General features: G+C 72.4%; 18 protein-coding genes. 6 read left to right on the plus strand and 12 right to left on the minus strand.

From position 1 onward, the window contains the following. The first annotated feature begins 7 nt into the window (after positions 1-7). The 3 genes from OG357_RS16325 (at position 8) to OG357_RS16335 (ending at position 5,227) form a co-directional block, all read left to right on the plus strand. Complete coding sequence (locus tag OG357_RS16325) at positions 8-796, plus strand: enoyl-CoA hydratase/isomerase family protein (protein ID WP_329621839.1); 789 nt, start codon at positions 8-10, stop codon at positions 794-796. A 312-nt stretch (positions 797-1,108) separates the two neighbouring features. Next, the gene (locus OG357_RS16330) at positions 1,109-4,492 is read left to right on the plus strand and encodes a hypothetical protein (protein ID WP_329621840.1); all 3,384 of its coding nucleotides are present in this window, start codon (positions 1,109-1,111) and stop codon (positions 4,490-4,492) included. 108 nt (positions 4,493-4,600) lie between these two features. After that, entirely contained in the window at positions 4,601-5,227 is a 627-nt protein-coding gene (locus tag OG357_RS16335; protein WP_329621841.1) for a flavin reductase family protein, read from the plus strand. Positions 5,228-5,303: 76 nt separating this feature from the next. Here OG357_RS16335 and OG357_RS16340 read toward each other — a convergent pair whose 3' ends face one another. Next, complete coding sequence (locus tag OG357_RS16340; protein WP_329621842.1) at positions 5,304-6,182, minus strand: winged helix-turn-helix transcriptional regulator; 879 nt, start codon at positions 6,180-6,182, stop codon at positions 5,304-5,306. Between the two features lie 145 nt (positions 6,183-6,327). Between OG357_RS16340 and OG357_RS16345 the strand changes: the two genes are divergently transcribed. After that, entirely contained in the window at positions 6,328-7,584 is a 1,257-nt protein-coding gene (locus tag OG357_RS16345; protein ID WP_329621843.1) for an MFS transporter, read from the plus strand. Between the two features lie 33 nt (positions 7,585-7,617). On the opposite strand, the gene OG357_RS16350 is transcribed toward OG357_RS16345, so the two are convergent. The 4 genes from OG357_RS16350 to OG357_RS16365 all read right to left on the minus strand — a co-directional run bounded on the left by OG357_RS16350 (position 7,618) and on the right by OG357_RS16365 (position 11,503). Further along, the gene (locus OG357_RS16350; RefSeq protein ID WP_329621844.1) at positions 7,618-8,274 is read right to left on the minus strand and encodes an alpha/beta hydrolase; all 657 of its coding nucleotides are present in this window, start codon (positions 8,272-8,274) and stop codon (positions 7,618-7,620) included. Positions 8,275-8,325: 51 nt separating this feature from the next. Then, positions 8,326-8,823: a hypothetical protein gene (locus OG357_RS16355; protein ID WP_329621845.1), complete on the minus strand. Its 498-nt coding sequence runs from the start codon at positions 8,821-8,823 to the stop codon at positions 8,326-8,328. 23 nt (positions 8,824-8,846) lie between these two features. Next, entirely contained in the window at positions 8,847-10,160 is a 1,314-nt protein-coding gene (locus tag OG357_RS16360; protein WP_329621846.1) for an MFS transporter, read from the minus strand. A gap of 89 nt (positions 10,161-10,249) precedes the next feature. Next, positions 10,250-11,503 carry an MFS transporter gene (locus tag OG357_RS16365; RefSeq protein ID WP_443066810.1) on the minus strand — a complete coding sequence of 418 codons (1,254 nt, stop codon included), beginning with the start codon at positions 11,501-11,503 and terminating at the stop codon, positions 10,250-10,252. A gap of 61 nt (positions 11,504-11,564) precedes the next feature. Here OG357_RS16365 and OG357_RS16370 point away from each other — a divergent pair, with 61 nt between their 5' ends. Further along, a complete protein-coding gene (locus tag OG357_RS16370) occupies positions 11,565-12,557 on the plus strand; it encodes a GlxA family transcriptional regulator (protein WP_329621847.1) in 993 nt (330 codons plus the stop codon). Here OG357_RS16370 and OG357_RS16375 read toward each other — a convergent pair. From OG357_RS16375 to OG357_RS16385, 3 genes are all read right to left on the minus strand, one after another. Next, positions 12,506-13,729 carry an MFS transporter gene (locus OG357_RS16375; protein ID WP_329621848.1) on the minus strand — a complete coding sequence of 408 codons (1,224 nt, stop codon included), beginning with the start codon at positions 13,727-13,729 and terminating at the stop codon, positions 12,506-12,508. The two genes, OG357_RS16370 and OG357_RS16375, sit on opposite strands and share 52 nt — an antisense overlap. 73 nt (positions 13,730-13,802) lie before the next feature. Then, a complete protein-coding gene (locus tag OG357_RS16380) occupies positions 13,803-14,858 on the minus strand; it encodes a Zn-dependent alcohol dehydrogenase (protein WP_329621849.1) in 1,056 nt (351 codons plus the stop codon). A gap of 51 nt (positions 14,859-14,909) precedes the next feature. Continuing rightward, positions 14,910-15,824 carry an SDR family oxidoreductase gene (locus tag OG357_RS16385; RefSeq protein ID WP_329621850.1) on the minus strand — a complete coding sequence of 305 codons (915 nt, stop codon included), beginning with the start codon at positions 15,822-15,824 and terminating at the stop codon, positions 14,910-14,912. A gap of 100 nt (positions 15,825-15,924) precedes the next feature. On the opposite strand from OG357_RS16385, the gene OG357_RS16390 reads away from it, so the two are divergent. After that, complete coding sequence (locus tag OG357_RS16390; protein WP_329621851.1) at positions 15,925-16,851, plus strand: cyclase family protein; 927 nt, start codon at positions 15,925-15,927, stop codon at positions 16,849-16,851. Positions 16,852-17,017: 166 nt separating this feature from the next. Here OG357_RS16390 and OG357_RS16395 read toward each other — a convergent pair whose 3' ends face one another. The 4 genes from OG357_RS16395 to OG357_RS16410 all read right to left on the minus strand — a co-directional run bounded on the left by OG357_RS16395 (position 17,018) and on the right by OG357_RS16410 (position 21,189). Continuing rightward, a complete protein-coding gene (locus OG357_RS16395) occupies positions 17,018-17,461 on the minus strand; it encodes an ATP-binding protein (RefSeq protein WP_329621852.1) in 444 nt (147 codons plus the stop codon). A 352-nt stretch (positions 17,462-17,813) separates the two neighbouring features. Further along, positions 17,814-18,815 (minus strand): acyl-CoA dehydrogenase family protein, encoded by a 1,002-nt coding sequence (locus tag OG357_RS16400; RefSeq protein ID WP_329621853.1) that lies wholly within the window; start codon positions 18,813-18,815, stop codon positions 17,814-17,816. Between the two features lie 8 nt (positions 18,816-18,823). After that, positions 18,824-19,963, minus strand: a complete 1,140-nt coding sequence (locus OG357_RS16405; RefSeq protein ID WP_329621854.1) for an acyl-CoA dehydrogenase family protein — start codon at positions 19,961-19,963, stop codon at positions 18,824-18,826. Beyond that, entirely contained in the window at positions 19,963-21,189 is a 1,227-nt protein-coding gene (locus OG357_RS16410) for an amidohydrolase family protein (protein WP_329621855.1), read from the minus strand. Before OG357_RS16410 ends, OG357_RS16405 begins: the two co-directional genes overlap by 1 nt. Positions 21,190-21,273 lie beyond the last annotated feature (84 nt).

A 21,273-nucleotide genomic window follows, 5' to 3' on the forward strand; every position in this document is an offset into this window, starting at 1 on the left:
GTTTCTCGTGGACGAGGTCCTGCACGCCGTGGAGAACGGCGTCTCCTGGATCACGCTCAACCGCCCCGAGGCGATGAACGCGGTCACCTGGGACCAGCGGGAGCGGATCATCGCCCTGCTGGCGTCGGCCTCCGCCGACCCGGACGTCCGGGCGGTGGTCGTCACGGCGACCGGCCGGGGCTTCTGCGCGGGCGCGGACCTGCGGGGGGCTCCGTCGTCCGGGGCGGACCGGGTGGCGGGGGACGTGGCCCGGATGATCCGGCTGGGCGCGCAGCGGTTCATCGGGGCGGTCATGGACTGCGAGAAGCCGGTGATCGCGGCGGTGAACGGCACGGCGGCGGGGATCGGGGCGCACCTCGCCTTCGCCTGCGACCTGGTGCTCGCGGCGGACTCGGCGCGCTTCATCGAGGTGTTCGTACGCCGGGGACTCGTCCCGGACGGCGGGGGCGCGTACCTCCTCCCCCGGCTGATCGGGCCGCAGCGGGCGAAGGAGCTGATGTTCTTCGGCGACGCGGTGCCGGCGGCGGAGGCGAAGGAGATGGGCCTGGTGAACCGGGTCGTCCCGGCGGAGGACCTGGAGAAGACGGCCCGGGAGTGGGCGGAACGCCTCGCCCAGGGCCCGACGCGAGCCCTCGCCCTGACGAAGCAGCTGGTCAACGCGTCCCTGGACACGGACCGAGCAACGGCCTTCGCGACCGAGGCGACGGCCCAGGAGCTCAACATGACGACCCGGGACGCACAGGAGGGGGTGGCGAGCTTCGTGGAGCGGCGGGAGGCGCGGTACGAGGGGCGGTAGCGGGTAGCAGGGCTGTCCGCCCGGGGCCTTATGGTGTGTCGCGCATATGCCACACACTGCCGCTCCGGGGGGAACGGAATGCCCAACTTCGCGCGCTCGCGCGTGAGATCCAGACGATCCATAGGATCCATAGGATCCACGAAAGCGCTCCTGCTTGTCCCTGCTCTGCTGACGGCCCTTCTGGGATCCGCGATCCCCGCGGGTACGGCCCTGGCGGCGACGCCCACGCCGCCGACCGCCGCGGCGACCGATCCGGTGCCCACGCCGTCCGTGGACCCGACGCCCACGGACGAGCCCGTACCCACGCCGTCCGTGGACCCGACGCCGTCCGAGGAGCCCACGCCCACCGGCCCGCCCTGTCCCGACCTGCCGTTCACCGCGCTCGGCGCGCCCGCCGACGCGAGGGGCGCCTTCACGGTGGACGGGGACGGCACCAGCTGCTTCACGGTGACCGTGGAGAACCCGGGTCAGTACCGTCTGCTCACCGCCGACGACCAGGTAAGTGCGTCGCTGTACTCGGGTGAGACCTGGGTCGACTGCACGTACTTCGCCTACCGGTACAGCTGGTGCGAGCTCGCCGCCGGACCGTACACGCTCAAGCTCCACAACAGCAGCGGGTCGGCCGGGGAAGGCCTCGTCTCTCTGGTCCCGCTGACGGCCGCTCCCGGCTGTCCGGCCGTGCCCGGCACGCGCTACGACTCGGCCCCGGCGACCGGGCGGGGGTACGGCCGGACGGGCGTCGTCTGCCGCTCCTTCACCGCCTCCCCTGGTGAGCGGATCACCGTCGACGCCCAGCTCGGCGGCTACGAACCGATCTTCTGGGTCACCGACGACACCGGCAAGCGCATCTGCCCCGCCTACGAGGACCGCAGCGACGGCTGCGTGCTGCCTGAGGGCACCAGCGGCTACCGCGTCCTCGCCACCGTGCCGGACGCCGCTGACAGCACCGCCTCCTCGTACACGTTCAAGGTCCGCCGTCTGTCGGACCCGGCGGGCTGCGTCCCCGTGACCGAGACCTCCTACGGCTCCGCCCCCGCCGAGGCCGCCCCGGGAACCGGATGCAGGACGTTCACCCCGACCACGACCGGCCGCTACGACGTGGACGAGGTCGGCCCGGACACGGGGGCCGCCGGGATCGACGTGTACCGCCCGGACGGCACCACCGCCTGCGCGGCGGGACAGAACTGCGCGCTCACCGCGGGCGTCCCCTACACCCTCGTCACCGACAAGCCCGTACGTATCCTCGACCGCGCCTCCACGGAGGGCTGCGACAGCGGTGTCACTCTCGCGGCCACCTATCAGGGGACGTTCGACGCACGGGGTGCGGTGGACTGCTTGCACCTGCCGGTTCCTCAGGACGCCCACATCGCCATCCTGGGCGGGGACGCCGCCGAGTTCACCGTGGTCGACGCGGCCGGTACCGCCTTCTGCGACAGCGGCCTGACCAAGGGCACGTGTGAGCTGGGCGGCACCGCCCCGTACCGCGTGCTGGTCTCCAAGGAGTACCTCGACGCCGCGTCCCGTACGTACCGTCTCGTCGTCCACCGCACGGACGCCCCGAGCGCCTGCCGGACCTTCCTGGCCGGCGACTTCACCACGAACCCGACGCGGATGACCGTACGGACCGGCGAGGGCGTCTTCGCCGACTGTCTGACCATCCCGGCCGCGGCTCACTCCGCGAACGAGCTCACGCAGATCCAGAAGGTCTCGGGCACCGCGGGAGCCGAGGTCAACGTCCTCGACTCGACCGGCAAGCACGTCTGCTCGATCAGTACCTACTACAACACGTGGACCACGTGCGCCCTGACACCTGGTCTCGCGCACACCGTCCTGGTCCAGGGCCATGACAAGCCCGCCGAGTTCGCGCTCACCCGCCGGGACGTCACCGCCACGGCACGCGGCTGTGTCACCACCCCGGCCGTCGCCGTCGGCGGCCCGTCCACCGGCGGTGTCCCGGCGAAGCCGGGGACCTTCCTGTGCCACCAGGTGACGACGGCGGACGCGCGGGACACCCTGCACCTGAACGCGCGTGACGCGCGGAGCTCCGCGCGGTTCGCCGTGTACGACGCGAACGGCGTGGCCCACTGCGGCTACTTCACCAACGGCTGCGCGGTAACGGGCTCCACGCGCTACCAGGCTCTCGTAGTCGTCCGGGAGGGCGAGACCGCCGCGCCCGCCTACCGCCTCGACGCCCTGCGGATCGGCACGGCCGCCGGCCCCGCGCCCGAGTGCGTCAAGGTGCCGAACGTCAGCTACGGCTTCGGGCCGCTGGTCTCCACGCTGTCGGAGCAGAAGACGGCGGTGTGCGCGGTGCTGCCGACGGCGACGCGCGACGACTTCGACCTGAAGCTCTCGCCCACGGGGACCGTCGCGCAGATACCGACCCCGAAGCTGTACTACGGATCCCCTCTGAAGGACGGCTGCCGGCAGATCTACGGCCCCGACGGCTACTCCTACACATGCGGCCTGCAGACCGAGAAGTTCGAGCGGGTGGCCCAGACGAGCACCCTGGTGGTCGGACTGCCGGAGACCCCGGCCCAGGCCGCCACGGCGCTGCGCGTCGAGGGCAGGTGCGGCGGCTCCAGCCTGTGCGGGCCCGATGAGTGGACCGTCGGCAGTGTCGGCCCCGCCACGGTCGGCAAGGGCAAGATCACGATGAAGGTCACCGGCACCGCTCTGCACGACGAGGACCAGGTGTTCCTGATCCAGTCGGGCGCGGACTACCGGGCTCTGTCGACCGCGACCACCGTCGCTCCCGACCGGCGGAGCATGACGGTCTCCATCGACCTGACGGACGCCCCGCTGGGCCCGCTCATGACGAGGGTGTACACGCGCTACTCGCGCTCCCAGGACAGCAACGCCGTCACCGTCGTCGCCGCCCTCCGCAACACCGCCGCCCCCACCTTCTCCGGCACCGCGATCGTCGGCGCGAAAGTCACGGCGAAGGCCGGGTCGTGGTCGCTGCCGGTGGACTCGCTCGCGTACCAGTGGCGGGCCAACGGGATCGCGATCGCGGGGGCCACGGCCTCCACGTACACGATCCCCTCCACCATCCAGGGCAAGCAGCTGTCGGTGGCCGTGATCGCGCGGAAGACCGGGCACCCGACGCTCACGTCCACGAGCGCGGCCGTCGCCGTCGGCAAGGGCGTCGCCCCCAAGCCCACCAAGGCCCCCTCCCTCTCAGGCACCGCCCGCGTCGGGAACAAGGTCACGGCCGTCGTCGGGACCTGGTCGCCCGCGCCGACCTCGTACGCCTACCAGTGGCGGGCCAACGGCGTCGCGATCTCCGGGGCCACCGGGTCGACGTACACCCCCGTCGCGTCCGTCGTCGGCAAGAAGCTGACCGTGACCGTGACCGCCCATCGGACCGGGCATCTCAGCGGGGTCTCCACGACCGCCGGGTACACCGTCGCCACCGGCCTCGCGCCGAAGGCGACCTCCGCTCCGTACCTCACCGGTACCGTCCGGGTCGGGCGGACGCTCACCCTGAACCGGGGGACGTGGACGCCCGCGCCGACCTCGTACGCCTACCAGTGGTACGCGAACGGGCGGGCGATCAGCGGAGCGACGAAGGCCTGGTGCACGCTGACGAAGGCGCAGCGCGGGACGAAGATCACCGTGCGGGTGACGGCCTACCGGACCGGTCACTCGTCCGGGGTCGCATGGACCCGGGCGACCTCGGCGGTCGTCGGCTGATCCTCGCGCGCGGTACGCAGGAGGCCCCCGGGGCGGCGGACGGAGACGGACGTCGCCCGGGGGCTTCTCCGTTCCCGGGGCTTCCCATCTGACGAACCGTCAGTTTCAATGGGTGGTGTGATGGGACACGCCGGGATGGCGGCCACCGCCGTCCGACACCTGAGAGCGGCCGGTTCGCCCACGGCCGTCGAACCACTGCCACGGCCGGTACTGCGCGCGGTGCGGGAGGACGAGCGACCGCCCGTCGACCCGGCCGAATTCCGCCGCGTCCTCGGTCACTTCGCGAGCGGGGTCACGATCGTCACGGCCCTCGACGCCGACGGCCCGGCGGGCTTCGCCTGCCAGTCCTTCGCCTCGCTCTCCCTCGACCCGCCCCTGGTCGCCTTCATGGTCGCCCGTACGTCGACGACCTGGCCCCGGATCGCGGACGCCGGCACCTTCTGCGTCAACATCCTCGGGGCCGAACAGGGCCCGCTCTGCCGGTCGTTCGCGGTGAGCGGGGCCGACAAGTTCGCGGGGGTCGACTGGGAGCCGGCTCCGGCGACCGGGTCACCGCGCCTCGCCGGCTCGCCCGCCTGGATCGACTGCACGATCACCGCCGTCCACACCGGCGGCGACCATCTGATCGTGGTCGGGCGGGTCGACTCCCTCGGCGCGACGGAGGACGGGGACAGGGACGGGGGCGGGGATCCGCTGCTCTTCCATCGGGGGCGGTTCGGGCGGTTCCGCTCCTAGTGCTCCGGTAGCACTCCGGCAGTACTCCGGCAGGAGTGTGGCGTCCGGCCCGGGGCGATGACAGGCGGCCGGAGCGCTAGACCGCCATCCGCCGCACCACCGCCAGCGCCTCGCGCACCGCCCCCGGAATGTCCGTCACCGGGAAGCGCGCCTGGCGCACCACGCGCTCGCGGTCCACCACCAGCACCGCCCGCTTCAGCCGCAGCGCCTGCCCGGCGCGGAACACGGGTAGCCGCAGGGCGGCGGCGAGGCGCAGGTCGACGTCCGAGAGCAGCGCGAAGGGGATTCCCTCCTCGACCGCGAACACCCGCTGCTCATCCGGGCGTTGCGTGCTCACGCCGCGCACCTCGGCGCCCGCCGCGCGGAAGTCGTCGTACGCGTCCCGGAACAGCCGGTTCTCCAGGGTGCAGCCGATCGCGCCCGGGATGTCGGCCCAGCCGTCCGGCAACGGGCCGGGGCGGCCGGTCGCCGGGTAGCAGAACAGGACGGTGGCCGCGGCCTCGGCCACCGGGTCCAGCGGCTCGCCGTCCCGGTGCCCCGGCAGTGCGAGGCGCGGCAGCCGCTCGCCCACCAGGTCCGCCACGCGCCGGGCCTCGGCACTGTGGTCGTCGGCCGTACCGCTGAGTGAGCCGTCGCCGAGCAGCCAGCGGTCCGCCCAGTCCTGCATCGAGAGCAGCACGGGCAGCAGCCCCCGCCCGCTCTCCGTCAGCCGGTACTCGTACCGCACCGGGCCGCTCTGATACGGAACCTTCTCCAGGACCTCCGCCTCCACCAGGTGCGCAAGGCGCTCGGTCAGCACCTTGCGGGAGATCCCCAGCTCCTCCTGGAGCGCGTCGAAGCGGTGGTGCCCGCGGGCGGCCTCTCTCACCAGGAGCAGGCTCCACCAGTCGCCGACCACCGCGGCCGCCTGCGCGATCGCACAGGCGGCGTCCCGCTCGGGCACCGACCTGACCATGGGGCTCCTGTCCTCCGGATGCGGCGTCTGCGGCTTCTGCAGTGTGCGGTCTTCGAAACCATCTTGCGCCATGCGGTCAGTTCCGGATAGGAACTCACTCGACAAGGTAAGTTCCCAAAAGAGACTCACTGGGGGTGGGCGTCGCATGAGCGAGGCACCGACGGTCCCGAAGCACGATCGCCGCAGCACGCACCACGCGACCTCGCCTCCGGCCGTCTTCTGGCGCTACTGGGCCGCTACCACCGTCAGCGACGCGGGCACCGCCGTCACCGCCCTCGCTCTGCCCCTGATCGCCCTCACCGTCCTCGACGCCACCGCGCTCCAAGCCGCCCTGCTCGCCGCCGCCGGACAGATCTCGTGGCTGCTGCTCAGCCTCCCGGCCGGAGTGATCGCCCAGCGCGTCCCGCTCCGCCGCCTCCAGGTCGCCCTCGACCTCGTACGGTTCGTCGCCGTCGGATCCCTCCCGCTCGCCTGGTGGCTCGACCGGCTCAGCTACCCGCACCTGTTGCTCGCCGCGCTGGTCACCGGCGCCGCGACCGTGCTCTTCGACATCGGCAACTCGACCTTCCTGCCCGCCATCGTCCCGGCCCGGCAGCTCGCCGCCCGCAACAGCCTGATGTCCGGCACGCACGCCGTCACCGAGACCGGAGGGCCCTCCGGGGGCGGTCTCCTCGTACACGCCGCGGGCCCGGTCGGCGCACTCCTCGTGGACGCGGCCAGCTACCTGTTCTCCGCCCTGCTGCTGCGTACGCTCCCCGAGCGCCGTCCCGCCGCCCGCACCGGCGACGGTGCCCTCCGGCTGATCCGTGAGGGCTGGACGTATGTGACGCGGCACCCGGTGATGCTGCCCTGCATGCTCTGGGCCACCGGCACCAACTTCGTCTGCGCCGCCCTGGTCGCCCTCACCCCCCTCTACCTGGTCCGTGAGGCCGGACTGACGCCCGTGCAACTCGGCCTGGTGCTCGCCATGGACGGGATCGGCGCGCTCGCCGGATCCGCCGTGGCGGTCCGGCTGACCCGGCGGTTCGGCACCGCCCGGGTGCTCGTCGGGACCGCGCTGGCCGGCGGCGCCGCTGCCCTGCTGGCCCCGCTGACCACGTCCGCGGCCGACGCGTACTGGTTCGCCCTGGGCAACGCCGGCTTTGCCTTCGGCGTCGTCATCGGGTCGATCACCACTCGCACGCACCGTCAGACCGAGTCCCCGCCCGAGCTCCTCTCCCGTGTCATGGCCACCGTCCGCTTCGTCTCCTGGGGCGCCCAGCCCCTCGGCGCCCTCAGCGCCGGCCTGCTCGCCACGTACGCGGGGACGCACGCGGCCCTGTGGACGGTGTGCACGGCCGCGCTCCTGCCGCCGCTCTACCTGCTCGCGGTCCCGGTGGGCCGCCGCCGGGACTTCGACTGACATGGTCACGAACGAACCGACGAGACCCCCGCCTCACGCACCCGAAGACTTCGGACCTGCTCGTCCGGAGCCTGTCCGGGCGATCCTGTCTCGTGGTTCCTCAAGGTCGAGAGAGCCGATGAAGCGGTCCAGCCGTGAGACGACGTGCCGCAATACGTCGACGGATCCCGTGGCGTCGTCCGCGAGCTCCAGTGCGTGATCCGCCGAGGGAACTTCCAGGACGTCATGTCGTAGGGACTCGGCGGTCCGTGAGTCCCACAGCCTGTCGGCGCTACCGCCGATGAGGAGGGTCGGCGCCTGGGCTCGCCGGAGAGCACGAGCCACATGGTCGATGGTCAGGAGCGGAGTGAGCCAGGCCGCTGCGATGTTCCGCTCGGCTGCGATGCCGCAGGCGAGTGAGCCCAAGGACTTGCCGACGAGGAGGCGACAGGCCCCCGCCTCGGCGTCGACGGCCTGGGTGACCTGCCGCTCCACCCACGCGATCCGGTCGTCCACGGTGAACTGCGAGAAGTCGTCCGGGATCTGCCACCACAGCTCCTGGACCGTCCAGCCGTGCTGGAGGAGCACGCCACGAGCGAAGTGCAGCAGCGGCCTGGCGGGCGAGTAACCGACTCCTGGAACGACGACTGCGACACGGTCAGGGGCACCGTCGAAGCGGGTGGGCATGGCGAAGGGAGAGGGATCGGACATGGCCGCAGGCTACTGGCACCCAACAGGACTCCGGTGTCGGAAACAGGAGGCCTAGGACTCCATGTACAGGGCTATCCCGCCCACCATGAAGACGCTCACCACGGCGAGCGTGCCCCACAGCAGCAGGGAGACGAAGTACCCCTGCCTCGCCGGCCGGGTGAGCAGCGCCGCCACCGCCAGGAACGCCCAGCCCACGAGCCATCCCCACACGCCGGCGAGCGGCGCCAGGAGGGCTCCGGCGAGGGCCGACAGGCCCAGCTGCCACCAGACCGGGCGGCCGCCGAACCTGCGCCCCAGGTCCTCGCCGAGGAGCACCACGGGCAGGACGAGTACGGCGGAGACCGCGAACGCCGCCAGCACGCCGAACGTGGACACCAGCGGGAGCGCCAGCAGGAACAGCCCGCCCTCGTACGTGTAGCCGGTCTCCGCCGTCCGGCTCAGGCCCACCGTCATCAGCACGGCCAGGGCCACCCCGGCCTCCAGGCACAGCGCCAGCGTCGAGACCCGCAGCATCCGGGCGTTCGTCCGCCCCGTGTCAGGACCGCTCATCGGCGATCACCCCCTGGCGGTCATCATGCTCCCGCCAGGGACGCCGTCTCCGTCCGGGGTCGGCGGATGACCAGGGCCATCAGCGCCGCCGCCGCGCAGAGCGCGCCCGACGCGTACCAGACGAGGTCGTACGTGCCGAAGACGTCCCGGGCGACACCGCCCGCGAAGGCGACGACGGCCGCGCCGACCTGGTGGGAGGCGAGGACCCAGCCGAAGACGATCGCCGAGTCCTCCCCGTAGTGCTCGCGGCAGAGCGCGATCGTCGGCGGGACCGTGGCCACCCAGTCCAGGCCGTAGAAGACGATGAAGAACAGCATCGGCGGGTGCACGGTGGGCGCGAGCAGCATCGGCAGGAAGAGGAGGGAGATGCCGCGGAGCGCGTAGTAGACCGCGAGCAGGCGGCGGGCCTCGAAGCGGTCGGTGAACCAGCCCGAGGCGATCGTGCCGACGACGTCGAAGACGCCGATGACCGCGAGCAGTCCCGCGGCCGCCGTGACGGGCATCCCGTGGTCGTGGGCGGCGGGCACGAAGTGGGTCTTGACCAGGCCGTTCGTGGAGGCGCCGCAGATCGCGAAGGTGCCGGCGAGCAGCCAGAAGGGGCCCGTGCGGGCCGCCTTGAGGAGGACGGTGACGGCCCGGCGCGCGGCGCCGGTGACGGGGGCGGGCTTCTCGGCGTACTCGCCGCCGTACGGGGCGAGGCCCGTGTCCGCCGGGTGGTCGCGGAGCAGCAGCCAGACGAAGGGGACGACCGCGAGGGCGGCGAGCGACACGGTGACGGCGGCGGGGCGCCAGCCGTGGTCCTCGACCAGCCAGGAGAGGAGGGGGAGGAAGACGAGCTGGCCGGAGGCGCCGGCGGCGGTGAGGATGCCGGTGACCAGGCCGCGGCGGGCGACGAACCAGCGGTTGGTGACGGTCGCGGCGAACGCGAGCGCCATCGAGCCGCTGCCGAGGCCGACGAGCACGCCCCAGAAGAGGACGAGCTGCCAGGCCGCCGTCATCCACACGGTGAGGAGCGAGCCGACGGAGATGATCGTCAGCGCGACGGCGACGACCCGGCGGATGCCGAAGCGGTCCATGAGGGCGGCGGCGAACGGGGCCGTGAGCCCGTAGAGGGCGAGGTTGACCGAGACGGCGAAGCCGATCGTGCCGCGCGACCAGTCGAACTCCTGGTGCAGCGGCTCGATCAGCAGGCCCGGGAGCGAGGCGAAGGCCGCCGCGCCGATGATCGTGACGAAGGTGACCGCCGCGACGAACCAGGCGCGGTGGACGCGGGGCGTGCGGCGGGGCGATGAGGGAGTCGCGGGCGCGGGAGCGGCGCTCTCGGTTGTCTGGGCCATGCCACAGAGCATCCCGTCCGCACCCCCGCACCGACCATTGACCCGAATGACAGCTTTCCAAAGGATCGGGCCAGTCGCCATCAAGCCCCCTACACCCGCGGCAGCGTCCTGATCGGCCGTACGGCGAGCAGCGCCCCCACCACGAGCACCGCGATCCCCGCCCCCGCGAGCAGCACCTCCTCCGTGCCGACGGCCGCCGCCACCGGGCCCGACAGGGTGCGCCCGACGCCCATCATGAGGAGTGAGCCGGCCACGTCGTACGCGTGCATCCGGTTGAGGGCCTCCTGCGGGACGTGGGTCTGGACGGCGGTGGACCACATGACCAGCCAGAACGCGAAGGCCGCGCCGCCGATGAACTGGCCCGCGCCGAGCACCCACGCAGGGGCGCCCGTACCGAGCAGGACGAGGTTCACGGGGAGGCCGAGGAGGGCCACCGCGCCCGCCGCGAGGGGGCGGCGGGGCCGCAGCCGGAGGGCGAGGAGGCCGCCGACGGCGCTGCCCGCGCCGTTGATCGCCATGAGCACGCCGTACGTGGCGGAGCCGTGCTCCCCGGTGACCAGGCTCGCGGTGAGCGGCACCATCGGGCCCGCGACGGTCAGCCCGTACACCGTCCAGATGGAGATGACCCCCCACAGCCAGCTGCGGGAGCGGAACTCCCGCCAGCCGCCGACGAGTTCGGCGCCGAGGGAGTCACGACGTGCGGTGTCGGACGGGATGGGGACGAGCCGCATGAGGGCGAGGCAGAGGGCGCTGACGGCGAAGGTCGCGCCGTTGAGGGCGAAGGCGGCGCCGGCGTTCCACACGGCGACGAGCAGCCCCGCCGCAGCCGGTCCCGCCATGATCATGAGGGCCTCGACGACCCGCAGGACGGCGTTGGCGCGCTGCACGTCGGGGGCGATGCGCGGAATCGTGGAGGCGACGCCGGGCTGGAAGAGAGCGGCGCCCATGCCGCTGAGGACGGAGAGGGCGTAGACGGCCCACAGGGGTGGGCTGCCGAGGGTGAAGGAGACGGCGAGGACGGCGGCGCCGGGGAGGCGGAGCAGGTCCGCGAGGATCATCATGCGGCGGGCGGTGAACCGGTCGGCGAGGACGCCGCCGAAGAGCACGAAGAGCGCGAAGGCGGCGGTCCAGCCGCCGAGGGCGAAGCCGACGGTGGAGCCGGGGTGGCCGGCGCCGAGGAGTCCGGCGGCGTAGGCGACCGGGACCATGCCCTCGCCGAAGACGGCGACCGCGCGGGCGACGAAGAAGAGCCGGAAGTTACGGTTCCACAGTGCGGGCGGCTCGGCCGGTACGGGAATCCGTTCGGCGGCCTCAGACTTGTACGTGTTGTCCGTCACGGACACGAAGAGGTACCAGTAACTGGTCTGGACCACCACTGATTTTTCCCCCGAAGGGAGCCCCGCCGTGCCGTCCCCGCACCGCGTCGCCGTCCTCGCCCTGCCCGGACTCCTCCCCTTCGAACTCGGCATCCCGCACCGCATCTTCGGCCGCGCCCGGGACGCGGAGGGCACGCTGCTGTACGAGATCGTCACCTGCGCCCCGGTCGCGGGCCCCGTCCCCACCGACGCCGACTTCTCCGTGTACGTGGAGCACGGCCCCGAGATCCTCGCCACCGCCGACACGGTCGTCGTCCCCGCCTCGTACGAGCTCGGCCCCGTCTACGAGGAAGGCAGGCTCACCGCGGAGCTCGCCGCCGCCCTCGCGCACATCCGGCCCGGCACCCGGCTCGTCTCCATCTGCACCGGCGGGTACGTGCTCGCCGCGGCCGGGTTCCTCGACGGACGCCCGGCCACCACCCACTGGTCCTCCGCCGCGCACTTCCAGCGGCTCTTCCCGAGCGTGCGGGTCGACGCCGACGTCCTCTTCGTCGACGACGGCGACGTCCTCACGTCGGCGGGCGTGGCCGCCGGGATCGACCTGTGCCTGCACATCGTGCGCCGCGACCACGGCACGGCCGTCGCCAACGACGTCGCCCGCAGGACCGTCGTACCGCCCCACCGCGACGGCGGCCAGGCCCAGTACATCGAGCGGCCCCTCCCCGAGGCCGGCACCCACACCACGACCACGGCCAGGGCGTGGGCGCTCGCCCACCTCCACGAGCCGATCCAGCTGCGGGACCTGGCGGGGAAGGAGTCGATGAGCGTACGGACGTTCACCCGCCGCTTCCGCGACGAGGTCGGGATCAGCCCCGGGCAGTGGCTCACGCAGCAGCGCGTCGAGCGGGCCCGGCACCTCCTGGAGTCCACCGGTCTGCCTGTCGACCGGGTCGCGCAGGACGCCGGCTTCGGCACGTCCCAGTCGCTGCGCGTGCACCTGATGGGCGCGATCGGGGTGACCCCGACCGCCTACCGGCGCACCTTCCGCTCCTCCGCGTCCACGACGGATTCCTCCTCCTGAGACTCCCGGGTCCGGCGGGTCAGCCGCCGCTCCCCCACCGTGCCGATCGCCACGAGCAGCACGGTCAGACCGACGCCGTAGAGGATCGCGGTCGACGGGGCCACCACCTTGAGCAGCCCGCCCGCGAGGGCGCCGCTGGCGGCGTAACCTGCGCCGACGGCCGCGTACATGACCGAGTACCCGGCGGCGAGCGCGGACGCCGGGAGGAGCCGGCGCAGGGCCAGGTTGCGGGTGAGCGCGGCGGGCGCCTGGAGGAGTCCGGCGGCGGCCAGGACGAGGCCGATGGCGGCGGTCCAGGGCAGGAGGGCGACGAGGGCGACTCCCGCGGTCACCCCGAGGACCAGGACGACGGACTGCACGAGCAGCGGGCCCGGCCAGTGCCCCCGCAGGCCGTAGACGAACGCGCCGACGGCCGAACCGATCGAGAACCCGGCGAGCAGCGGACCGGCCCAGCCGATGGCGATCCCGCGCTGTTCGAGCAGGGCGGGCAGGAGCAGTTCGGCGAGGGCGAGCAGTGTGAGCCCGGCGGCCCCGAGGACGTACACGGGCCAGACCCGCAGCAGCGCCCGCCGCGCGGAGACCCCCTTCTCCGGCGGCTCGGCGGCCCAGCCGACGGGCAGCAGCCACATCCCGGCCACCGAGAGCGCCATCAGGGCGGCCATGAGGAGCAGCGGTACGTCGGGGCCGACGCCGAGCGCGAGACCGGTGGCGAGCGCGGGCGAGGCCGCCCACACCCCGAAGGTCAGCATCGACTCCATGCTCATCGCCTGCGTGACGGCCCGCTCCGGGACCATGCTCGTCAGGAGCGCGCGCAGCCCGCCCGCCACGGCCGCCGGTCCGGCGCCCGCGAGTACCGCGAGGGCGGCGAGGACGACGGGGTGGGCGCCGGGCACGAACCCGAGCCCGGCGAACCCGGCGGCGCCGACGGCGAGTCCGGCGGCGAGCTGTGGCCGGGCCCGCTCGGCGTTCATACGGAGGCCGAGGACGGGGGCGGCGACGATCTCCCCGATGACGTACGCGGCGGCGAGCGCGGCCCCGAGGGAGTACCCGCCGGGCCGCTCGCGCACGAGGAAGACGAGCGCGAGCGGCGCCATGGCTACGGGCAGCCGCCCGGCGGCGGTGACGGCGCACCAGGCGAGGACGGGTCGGGTGGCGAGCTCGCGGTAGGACATGGCCACGACCGTAACCCTCAGGCGGTCCTGTCACCCAGAGGAATTGGGGTGGCTCCCTGTCCGCTCGTACGGCTCAGAAGGTGAGCACCCCGCGTGCCACCTTTCCCTGCTCGGCGTCCTCGACGGCCCGCGCGAACTCCTCCACGGGGTACGTCCGCGTCACCAGTTCGTCGAGGAGGAGGCTGCCGGAGCGGTACAGCTCCGCGTAGAGGGCGATGTCCTTCTGGGGGCGGGAGGAGCCGTAGCGGCAGCCCAGGATCGACTTGTCCAGGAACATCGCGGCGGGCGGGAAGCTCGCCTCCGCCGTGGGGGCGGTCATGCCGAGGAGGATCGCCTGGCCGTGGCGGTCGAGGAGCTCGATCGCGGTACGGACGAGGCCGGTGTGCCCGACGCACTCGAAGACGTGGTCGGCGCCGGTGGGCAGGATCTCCCGTACGCCGTCGGTGGAGGCGAGGAAGTGCGTGGCGCCGAACCGCCGGGCCACGGCCTCCTTCTCCGGGTTGGTGTCGACGGCGACGATCGTCGGGGCGCCGGCGATCCGGGCGCCCTGGATGACGTTGAGGCCGATGCCGCCGGTGCCGATGACGACGACGGTCTCGCCGCGGTCGACCTTCGCGCGGTTGAGCACGGCCCCGACGCCGGTGAGGACGCCGCAGCCCATGAGGGCGGCGGAGGTCAGCGGGATGTCCTTGGGGATCTTCACGGCCTGGACGGCCTTGACGACGGTCCGCTCGGCGAAGGAGGAGTTGGACGCGAACTGGAACAGCGCCTGCCCGGTCGACGCCCGCGAGAACGGCTGCCCCGGCATGCCGATCGCCTTGCGGCACATGGTGGGCCGGCCGCGGTCGCAGTCGGCGCAGGCGCCGCAGTTCGCGAGCGTGGAGAGGGCGACGTGGTCGCCGGGGACGACGTGGGTGACGCCGGGGCCGACGGCCTCGACGACCCCGGCGCCCTCGTGGCCGAGGACGACGGGCGGCGGGAACGGAATGGTCCCGTCGACGACGGACAGGTCGCTGTGGCACAGCCCGGCGGCGGCGATCCCGACGAGCACCTCCCCGGGCCCGGGCGCCCGTACCTCCAGATCGTCGACGACCTGCACGGACTTCCCGTCGAACACGACACCACGCATGAGCTCCAACTCCTCGTCTCGGGGGTGAATCTGTACGTGCCGCGCGTGGGGTCACGCGTTCGGGCGGGAGCCGTCCGCCGCCGCCTTGGCCATCTCCTCGAGCCGCGCCAGCATCGGCATCGGGTCGACCCCCACCGTCCCCGGCAGGAAGTCCGCGATCCGCTCCGGCGTCCACGCGCCGCCCTCCGCGTACCCGGCGCGCAGCTCCCTGGGCTGTGCCCACACCGCGATCTTCGGGCCGGCGATCGTGTACACCTGGCCGGTGATCTTCTCCGCCCTGGCCCGCTCCGAGAGCAGGTAGACGACGAGCGCGGCCACGTCCTCCGGCTCCCCGATCTCCTTCAGCTCCATCGGGACGTTCGCGGACATCCGGGTCCTGGCCACGGGCGCGACCGCGTTCGCGGTGACGCCGTACTTGTGGAGTCCGAGGGCGGCGCTGCGCACGAGCGAGATGATGCCGCCCTTCGCCGCCGAGTAGTTGGCCTGCGCCACGGAGCCCTGGTGGTTGCCGCTGGTGAAGCCGATCAGCGTCCCCGTGCCCTGCTTGCGCATCACCGCGGAGGCGGCGCGGAAGACCGTGAACGTGCCCTTGAGGTGGGTGGCGACGACCGGGTCCCACTCCTCCTCGGACATGTTGAAGAGCATCCGCTCGCGCAGGATGCCGGCCACGCACACGACGCCGTCGATCCGCCCGTACTCCGCGAGGGCGACGTCCACGATCCGCTGGCCGCCCTCCATCGTCGAGATGTCGTCGGCGACGGCGACGGCCGAGCCGCCGGCGGCCTCGATCTCCTTCACGACGGAGAGGGCGATCTCCGAGGTCGGTTCGCCGCCCTCGATCGACACCCCGTAGTCGTTCACGACGACCTTCGCGCCCTCCGCCGCGCAGGCGAGGGCGACCGCGCGGCCGATGCCCCGCCCCGCGCCCGTGACGGCCACGACCTTGCCAGCCAAGAAGTTCCCCATGCCCGGCCCCTCCCGCAGTTTCTGACGGTCCGTTAGATTCATTCGTTGTCAGGATTCTACGGTCCGTCAGATACCGGAAAACAAGACCCCGGAGGCCCCGATGTCTCTGCCCGCCGCTTTTCACGAGATCGCCAAACGCGTCAACAACTGGGGCCGTTGGGGCCAGGACGACGAGATCGGCACGCTCAACCTCGTCACCGACGAGGTCGTACGCGAGGCCGTCGCCACCGTCCGCACCGGCCGCCGCGTCCCCCTCGCCGTCGACCTCAAGCAGGACGGCGTCCAGACCGGCATGATCCCCGGCCGCGTCAACCCGCTCCATGTCATGGTCCAGGTCAACCAGGAGCTGTTCGGCCCCGGCACGGTCGCCACCAGCGACGACGCCGTGACCTTCGGCCTCCAGGCCGGCACCCACTGGGACGCGCTGACGCACGCCTCGCACTCCGGGCGGATCTACAACGGCCGCCCCGCCGACACCATCACCGCGCACGGCCGCGCCGAGTTCAGCGGCATCCACACCGCCCGCCAGGTCGTCTCGCGGGGCGTCCTGCTCGACGTGGCCGCCGCCAAGGGCGTCGACCGGCTGCCCGGCGACCACGCCGTCACCCCCGAAGACCTCGACGAGGCCGCCGAGTTCGGCGGGGTCACGGTCCGGTCCGGCGACATCGCCCTCGTACGGACCGGGCAGATGCAGGTGTACCTGGCCGGGGACAAGCACGGGTACGCGTTCCCGTCACCGGGGCTCTCGGTCCGTACGCCGGAGTGGTTCCACGCCCGGGACGTCGCGGCCGTCGCCAACGACACCCTGACCTTCGAGATCTTCCCGCCGGAGATCGACGACCTCTGGCTGCCCGTCCACGCCCTCGACCTCGTCGAGATGGGGATGCTCCAGGGGCAGAACTGGAATCTCGAAGAACTGTCCACAGCCTGTGCACAAGAGCGGCGCTACGCCTTCCTGCTCTCCGCGATGCCGGAGCCCTTCGTCGGCGGCACGGGCACACCGGTGGCCCCGATAGCCATCCTCTGACTCACCGGCTCACCGATTCACGGGCGGCGGCGCGCTCGCGCGCGCCCCGAGCACGGCACGGCCGCGCCGCCACCCGGCCACGACCCGCACACGCCGAGGACCCACGGCCCTCGGCTCCCCTCGCCACGAATCGCTCACACCAGAGTGGGCAAAACGGAACGAACCGTCAACAGTGCACCCGGCCGGGCGACACCGCGCCCTGACCGTGCGCGGGGGTCACAGGCGCCCTGTCCACCTCGCACCAGATGCTCTTGCCGGCGCCTTCCGGCTGCCAGCCCCACCGGTCCGCGAGGCCGTCCACCAGCTCCAGGCCACGCCCGTTGGTGTCCTCGCCCTCCGCGTGCCGGGGCCGCGGCGGCCGGTCGCTCGCGTCCGCCACCTCGACGCGCACCCCACCCTCCGCCGCGAACAGCATCCGCAGCACCGCCGGGCAGCCCGTGTGTACCACGGCGTTGGTCACGAGCTCGGAGATGATCAGCACCAGCGTCTCCGCGAGCGGCTCGTCGTCCCCTATGCCCGAACCGGCGAGCCGCGACCGCGCCCACCTCCGGGCTCGCCCCACTTCCGCCGGGTCGGGCCCGACCTCCAACTGCACCTGAAGCACCTGCACCGCTCACACCATCCGAACCGGCGGACACACCTTCACGGAACGTGATTCCCTTGTGGGACAGCATGGTTGACGTACAGTCACCGCAACAAGCGCTTCGGGCATATTCCAGCGCGAAGGAGTACGCATGGCCCATACTGTGCGACGCACTCTGCGGGTAGTCGAACGCCGGGCGCGAGCGGCGGGCATTCCCGGGCCCGGAGTCACCACAAGGGCGACACCGGGACGATCCGGGCCAACGAGCACGCGCATCCCACGGAGAGTACCGGAGCCGGAGACCGACTCCAGGCCGTGACGGCCCCGCCGAAGGACACAACCCGATATCAACATTCCGTGACGTGGCGAACGCGGAGCGCTACAGATTCGCCGCCACCACCTCCTCGGCCCGCGCGGCGGGCAGCCGCAGCCGCGCCCGCACCCAGGCCCGCTTGAGATGCAGGTGCACGTCCGCCTCCCAGGTGAACCCCATGCCGCCGAACACCTGGAGACAGTCCCGGGCGTTCGCGGTGGCGGCCTCGTCGGCGAGGAGCTTGGCCCCGGCGATCTCGACGGGATCACCGGTCACGGCAGCACCCCGCACGGCGGCCCGAGCCAACTCACCCCGCACGAGCATCCCGGCACACAGATGCTTCACGGCCTGAAACCCCCCGATGACCTGCCCGAACTGCTCCCGCTCCCGCGCGTACGACACAGCCATCTCGGTAGTCCGCCCAGCACTCCCCACCTGCTCGGCAGCGGTGAGCAGGACGGCGACTTCCGTCGCGGGCAGGACCTCCGCCGTGTCCTCCACCACCCCCGTTGTGGGCATGCGTTCCGCCGGGGCGTGGGGGTCCCCCCTCTGGGGGAGGGTGGGCACAACGGAACGGCGCCCATGCGGGCGCGTTCCGCTCCTGCTCCCGGCGCCCACGAACCCCGGCACTCTGTGCAGGGGCGTCAGTGGATCCACCGACCGCAGCGGGACGGCGCCCTCCGCCTCTCCCAGCACCACGTCCGCCTCGTCCAGCCACGGGACCAGCCCCTCGTCCACCTCCGTCACTACGGTGGAACCCTCCGCCGCCCCCGGCACGGCCCCAGCCGCCACGTGCGTCGCGACCAGCGGCCCCGGCAGCAGCACCCTCCCCGCCTCCTCAAAGAGAAGCACCGCCTCCGCCAGCCCGAGCCCCACCCCGCCCTCCTCCTCCGGCAGCCGCAGCGCGAAGAACCCGGCCGCGCCGAGCTCCCGCCACAGCTCCCGGTCCAGGGACGGGGAAGGCGCGTCCACGGCCGCCCGCAGGGCCTCCCGGTCGAAGAGCCGCGCGAGCAGCTCGCGTACACCCTTCCGGAGCGCCCGCTGGTCCTCGGTGAGTCGGAAGTCCATGGCGGGGGTCACCGTCCTTTCGGGAGGCCGAGGATGCGCTCGGCGACGATGTTGCGCTGGATCTGGGAGGTGCCGGCGGCGATCGTGTACGAGAGCGAGGACAGCCGGTCGAGGGTCCAGTCGTGGCCGAGGTCGAGCGCGTCGGGCCCCAGCACCCCGGCAGCGGCCTCGTACAGCTCCTGGCGGGCGTGCGAGTAGTGCAGCTTGAAGACGGACCCGCCGGCCCCCGGCACCCCACCCGTCGCCTGCGCCTCGCTGACGTTCGCCTGGGTGAGCCGCCACAGCGCCTGGAACTCGGCGGAGAGCCTGCCGAGCCGCCGCCGCAGGGCGGGGTCGTCCCAGGTGCCGTTCTCCCGTGCCGTACGGGCGAGTTCGCCGAGGAGACGGCGGCAGGCGACGACCTCGCCGACGAACGCGGTGCCGCGTTCGAACGACAGCGTGACCATGGTGACGCGCCAGCCGTCGTTCTCGTCCCCGACCCGGTTCCCGACGGGCACCCGCACCTCGTCGAGGAACATCTCGGCGAACTCCGTCGAGCCGGCGAGCGTCCGCAGCGGCCGTACGGTGACGCCGGGCGCGTCCATGGGCATGGCGAGCCAGCTGATCCCCCGGTGCTTGGACACCCCCGGCCCCGCATCCGTACGGACAAGAAGCTCGCACCAGTCGGCGACCTCGGCGTGCGAGGTCCAGATCTTCTGCCCGCTGACGACGTACTCGTCGCCGTCCCGGACCGCCCGGGTCCGGAGGGAGGCCAGGTCGGAGCCGGCGTCGGGTTCACTGAACCCCTGGCACCAGACCTCGTCGCCGCGCAGGACCGGCGGCAGCCAGCGGTCGCGCTGCTCCGGTGTCCCCTCGGCGGCGATCGTCGGCCCGGCGTGCAGCAGCCCGACGAAGTTGGCGCCGACGTAGGGCGCGCCGGCGAGCTCGGTCTCCTCCAGGAAGATCAGCCGCTGGGTCGGTGACGCGTCCCAGTGGACGTCCGCGTACCCGGCGTCGTACAGGCGGCGCTGCCAGCCGCAGTCGTACGCGCGCCGGGCGGGCCAGTCGAGCGGGTCGGGTCTCGGCGGGAGCGTGGGCAGGGTGGCGGCCAGCCATTCCCGCAGCCGCCCCCGGAACTCCTCCTCCTCGTCGCTGTAGGCGAGGTCCATCAGACGAGGCCCTGGCCGGCGCCCCGGCCGACGCCCCGGTCGAAGTCCAGGTCCAGCATGCGGATGGCGTTGCCGCGCATGAGCTTGTAGATCGTCTCGTCGTCGAGGCCCTGGACGTGGTCGAGGGCGACCTCCTTGGTGTGCGGGAAGGTCGAGTCGACGTGCGGGTAGTCGGTCTCGAAGGTGGCGTTGTCCCTCCCCACGACGTCCAGGGACGCGATCCCGTGCTTGTCGCGGAAGAAGCAGCAGAAGATCTGCCGGTAGTAGTACGTGGACGGCGGCTCGGGGATGAGGTCGCGGACGCCGCCCCAGGCGCGGTGCTCCTCCCACACGTCGTCGGCGCGTTCGAGGGCGTACGGGATCCAGCCCATCTGGCCCTCGCTGTAGGCGAGCTTGAGCCGGGGGAACTTCACGAGCACCCCGCTGAAGAGGAAGTCCATCATCGAGGCCATGGCGTTGTTGAAGCTGAGGGAGGCCTGGACGGCGGGCGGGGCGTCGGGGGAGGCGGCGGGCATCTGGCTGCTGGAGCCGATGTGCATGTTGACCACCGTCCCGGTCTCCTGGCAGACGGCGAAGAATCGGTCCCAGTAGCCGGAGTGGATCGAGGGGAGTCCGAGGTGGGTGGGGATCTCGGAGAAGGTCACGGCCTTGACGCCGCGGGCGGCGTTGCGCCGGATCTCGGCCACGGCGAGGTCGATGTCCCAGAGCGGGATGATGCACAGCGGGATCAGCCGGCCGCCGCTGCCGCCGCACCACTCCTCGACCATCCAGTCGTTGTAGGCGCGGACGCAGGCGAGGGCGACCTCCTTGTCGTGGGCCTCTGCGAAGGTCTGGCCGCAGAAGCGCGGGAAGGTGGGGAAGCAGAGGGAGGCCTCGACGTGGTTGAGGTCCATGTCCTTCAGGCGGGCGGCCGGGTCCCAGCAGCCGCGGCGCATCTCGTCCCTGGTGATCCCTTCCAGGGTCATGTCGTCGCGGTCGAAGCCGACGGCGGCGATGTTGCGCTTGTACGGGAACTTGAGGTCCTCGTAGATCCACCAGTCGGTGGGCGGCCCTTCGGGGTCCATCGTGATCTGGTACTTGCCGGCGACGTAGGCGAGCTCGCCGATGCCGGCCGTGAGGGGCTTGGGGCCGCGGTCGCGGTACTTCTTGGGCAGCCAGGTCTCGAAGAGATGGGCCGGCTCGATCACGTGGTCGTCGACGCTGATGATGCGGGGCAGTTCCGTCATGACCCCTCCAGGTTTCTGATGGACCGTCAGATCTGACGGGATCAGGCTAGGCCCCGCACCCCTGGACCGACAAGCAGGGGACCT

The organism is Streptomyces sp. NBC_01255 (genome assembly GCF_036226445.1).
Classification (GTDB): domain Bacteria; phylum Actinomycetota; class Actinomycetes; order Streptomycetales; family Streptomycetaceae; genus Streptomyces.